The organism is uncultured Thiodictyon sp., from assembly GCF_903828115.1.
Lineage (GTDB): Bacteria > Pseudomonadota > Gammaproteobacteria > Chromatiales > Chromatiaceae > Thiodictyon.
This window is the reverse complement of the sequence record NZ_CAIKKU010000042.1, coordinates 1-3,952: the sequence shown is the minus strand read 5'-3', so window position 1 is coordinate 3,952 and position 3,952 is coordinate 1. Positions and strand designations below refer to the sequence as shown.

Genomic DNA, 3,952 nt, shown 5'->3' with positions numbered 1-3,952 from the left:
GCTACCTGCAATGGCATTTCAGGACCCACGGCGCCGTGAACCCGCCCGAGCCCGTGATCCGCGACTACCGCAACATCCAGTGCCGCGACGCGGTGCTCGACTATGACCGCATGGAGTGGGTCACCGATGAGGCCGGGCGCCCGGTCACGCGCTGGGATGGGCGCACCTGCAAGCCCCACCCGGTCACCGGCGAGCTGGTCCCGGACGAGAGCGCCCAGGTGCCGCTGGAGCGCTATGTCAACCCGCGGCGGGCGGCGTGGCCGGCGGCGGATTTCGTGGTGGGGAATCCGCCGTTTATCGGCGCGAAGGCCATGCGCTCAACCCTGGGTGACGGCTACGTCGAGGCCCTGCGGGCCACCTGGAGCGAAGTGCCTGAGTCCGTCGATTATGTGATGTACTGGTGGCATATCGGCGCCGACCTGGTTCGCTCGGGCAAGGTGCAGCGCTTCGGCTTTATCACCACCAATAGTCTTTCACAGACCTTCAACCGCCGCATTCTCGAGCAACACCTCGGCACCTCGCCGCAGGGCGGCGAACCTGCGCAGCGGCCCCTCTCCCTGATTTTCGCCGTGCCCGACCACCCCTGGGTCGATACCGCGGATGGCGCGGCCGTCCGGATCAGTATGACAGTCGCAGTTGCCGGAGAAGGTCCCGGTCAACGCTTGCGGTTGCTATCCGAGCAAGGGGTGGGTGCGGACGGAATGCAGGTTGAGTTTGCCCGCCAGGATGGTCCAATCAACGCCGATCTCTCAATCGGCGCAGACATCGGCAGCGCCACTAGCCTGCTGGCAAACGCAGGGGTTGCAAACCGTGGCGTTCAACTCCTCGCTTCGGGCTTCGCTTTGAGTGAGGACGACGCGCAGGTCGTCGATCCCCAGGGGCGTGTCGCAACCGTCTACCGGAATGGAAAGGACCTGACCAACCGACCGCGAAATACCTTAGTCCTGGATACTTACCAGTGGTCGCACGACGACCTTCGACGTGACCTTCCCGGGGTCTATCAATGGTTGATCGACCGGGCGAAACCGGAGCGGGACCAAAACCCGCGCCAAAGCTATCGGGAAAACTGGTGGCTGCTGGGAGAGAATCAGCCGCAGATGCGCAGGTCGGTTGCCGGTCTCTCGCGCTACATCGCAACGGCAATCACTGCCAAGCACCGCGTCTTTCAATTCCTCGATGCGCGAACCTTGGCCGACCAGGCGTTGCTGGTCATTGCGCTCCCGGATGCGCTCTATTTGGGCGTCCTGTCCAGCCGGGTGCATGTCCTCTGGGCCTTGGCCGCGGGCGGGACTCTGGAAGATCGCCCGCGCTACAACAAGACCCGCTGTTTCGACACCTTCCCCTTTCCGGACCCCACCGAGCCGCTGAAGGCGCATATCCGCCAACTGGCGGAAGACCTGGACGCCCACCGCAAGGCGCGCGAGGCGCTGTACCCGGGCCTGACCATGACCGGCATGTACAACGTGCTGGAGCAACTGCGCCGCGGTGAGCCCTTGGGCCCGAAAGAGCGGCAGGTCCACGAACAGGGCCTGGTCTCGGTGCTGCGCCAGCTCCACGACGAACTCGACGCCGCCGTCCTCGCCGCCTACGGCTGGGCGGACCTGACCGCCGCGCTGCTCGCCGGGTCCGCCGCGCGGACCCTGCCCCGGTCGCTGCCCGACCCCGCCCCCGCGGGCGGGACGGGGCGAATGCCCCGTCCGGCCCAGGGTATGGCCCGTCCGGCCGAGGGCGGCGATGACCGCGTCGAGGCGGTGATCCTGGAACGCCTGGCGGCCCTGAACGCCGAGCGCGCCGCCGCGGAGCGCCGCGGCCTGATCCGCTGGCTGCGCCCGGCCTTGCAGCATCCCGGCGGGCACGCCGACGGCGACGGCGCCGTCCAGGCCGAGGCGCCACTCGGGCTCGCCGCCCCCACCGCCTGCGGCCCCAAACCCGACTGGCCCAGGACCCTGCCCGAGCAGTTGCAGGCCCTGCGCGCCGCACTCGCCGCCCGCGCCGGCCCCGCCAGCGCCGCGGACCTGGCCCAGGGCTTCACCCGCGCGCCGCGCGCCCGGGTCGCGGAACTCCTGGAAACCCTCGCCAGCCTCGGCCACGCCCGCCGTCTGGAGGACGGCCGCTACCTTCCCGGTTAGGGTGGACAAACGTGGCGCATCCAGCAACCCGCCGCCGCGCCGAAGTGATCGCAGAGATGCGGCTGGCGGGCCAAGTTGGCGACCTTGGTCAGCTCATCATGCGAGGCATGGCTGAGTCAGCCTGATAACCAGCGCCAGCCGCTATTGGAGTATAGAGCGTCGCCGAAGCTCAGGGCGGTTCCCGCGTTGCCCCGAACGGCTGAGCCTTCAGCCTAAATCCGGCAGTTGGCCGGGCAAAGATCCCGTAAGCCACTGAAGCAGCAACCGAAAATGGTGGCGCCCCGTTCACCCGCCGGGTGACGATTTCAACTGCTCCGCAGTTGACTTAGAGTCTTTTACATCAGAAGATTATCGCGCTTTTCGGGCTCGCCAACTGCCGGATTTAGGTTCAGGGGCGCTGGGCACAACCTTGGCTGTGGCGCTCAACCGCAGCGTCTCAAGGTGCGCACGGCGCACCCTACTCCAACGGTCCGAGCAATTGCGCCTGGTGATACTAAGCCGCGGGCTCAGCGCGCCCGCTCCGTCGGCGCCTGGTCCTCCTGGTCCGCGAGGTCGTCGGACTCCGCCCCCAGGCTCACCGGGTCCTGGTGGATGGTGATGTCGGAGCCAGGATACCGGGTGCGGATTGCCATCTCGGCCTCCAGGGTGATGCGGTGGGCCTGCGCCAGGCTCAACTCGTCGTCCAGTTCCAGATGCAGTTGGATGATCAGGGACTGGCCCGACTGGCGGGTGCGCAGCCCGTGCACACCCTGGGCCCCGGCGACGCCGCCGGCCAGGGCGGCGATGTGTCGGCGCTGCTCGTCCGGGAGTTCCTGGTCCATCAGCAGATGGACGGCCTCCCGGCCGATCTCCATCGCGCTGTAGAGTACGTAGGCGCCGATCCCCAGCCCGAACCAGGGGTCGACACCGGGCCAGCCGAACCAGGCCAGGGACAGCGCGGCCAGGGTCGCCAGGTTGGTGGCCAGGTCGGTCGCGTAGTGCACCGCGAACAGGTTGACCAGGGAGGCCCCCGCGTCCATGGCGGAATCCACCAGGGAGGCGAGCACGCTGACCGAACCGGTCATGACCCAGGCCACGAGCTTGGCCAGGATGAGCAGCACGGCCGTGGTCACCGAGGCATAGGTGGCGAGCCGCAGCAGCCGGCCGGCGGCAGCGGGGTCAGCGGCAGCGGCCAGGGGGTTGATGACGGAGTTGGGACCCATAGCTATGCCGCTCCTGGTGCGGGTGGCCCGCGGTGTGTCGCTGGTCGTGCTCAAGCCAGGGGAGCGCGTCGGCGGCCCGGCAGGCCGCGCGACGCCGGAAGAGCGCCGCGCGGCGCGGGGCTCGTAAAGTTGGGAAGTATGTCGCGACGGTGCTGACTGGACGCTGACAGTCGGCGTCAGTCAGCGTTCAAGGGCCTGTGGCTAGAGTACGTCGCAAGCCAGGCGAGTCGCGGCACCGGCTGCGAACCGTGAGTCGGCCCGCGCCTGGCACCCCCTGCGATTTGACGGGAGTTTGCGTCATGACTGATCCTGACACCACGACTGCCGCGCGCGGCGATTTCGCCGCCGACCGCGCCCTGACCACGGCCAAGGACCCCGAGCGGGCCCGCGTCTGGGACCCCTTTGTCGGTTTCTTCCACTGCACCTCCTCGGGGTGGCGCTCGCGAGTCTCCAGCACCGGGAAAACCTGGTGCGTGCCATGATCGACGGTTACAAGCGCCCTCAATAGCGCCATTTTCGTTGTCGTTGTCGTTGTCGTTGTCGTTGTCGTAATCGTAATCGGAGAAGCGGTGCAATTTCGAGTGCGAGAGAATCCGAGGCGCTACGATAACGTCGACAACG

At 67.7% G+C, this 3,952-nt stretch carries 4 protein-coding genes; 3 read left to right on the top strand and 1 reads right to left on the bottom strand.

The window, feature by feature from the left end; translation table 11 throughout:
- Nucleotides 1-2,129 (top strand): type IIL restriction-modification enzyme MmeI (locus QZY48_RS01535; protein WP_366929624.1); only part of this gene is annotated, 2,129 nt, incomplete at its 5' end.
- Nucleotides 2,130-2,635: 506 nt separating this feature from the next.
- Here the strand turns inward: QZY48_RS01535 and QZY48_RS01530 are convergent.
- Nucleotides 2,636-3,331 (bottom strand): cation diffusion facilitator family transporter, encoded by a 696-nt coding sequence (locus tag QZY48_RS01530; protein ID WP_295426798.1) that lies wholly within the window; start codon nucleotides 3,329-3,331, stop codon nucleotides 2,636-2,638.
- A gap of 4 nt (nucleotides 3,332-3,335) precedes the next feature.
- Between QZY48_RS01530 and QZY48_RS01525 the strand changes: the two genes are divergently transcribed.
- Both QZY48_RS01525 and QZY48_RS01520 read left to right on the top strand, forming a co-directional pair.
- On the top strand, nucleotides 3,336-3,458 hold the full coding sequence (locus QZY48_RS01525) for a hypothetical protein (protein WP_295426795.1): 123 nt from the start codon (nucleotides 3,336-3,338) through the stop codon (nucleotides 3,456-3,458).
- Between the two features lie 172 nt (nucleotides 3,459-3,630).
- Entirely contained in the window at nucleotides 3,631-3,813 is a 183-nt protein-coding gene (locus tag QZY48_RS01520) for a hypothetical protein (RefSeq protein WP_295426792.1), read from the top strand.
- The last annotated feature ends 139 nt before the right edge of the window (nucleotides 3,814-3,952 follow it).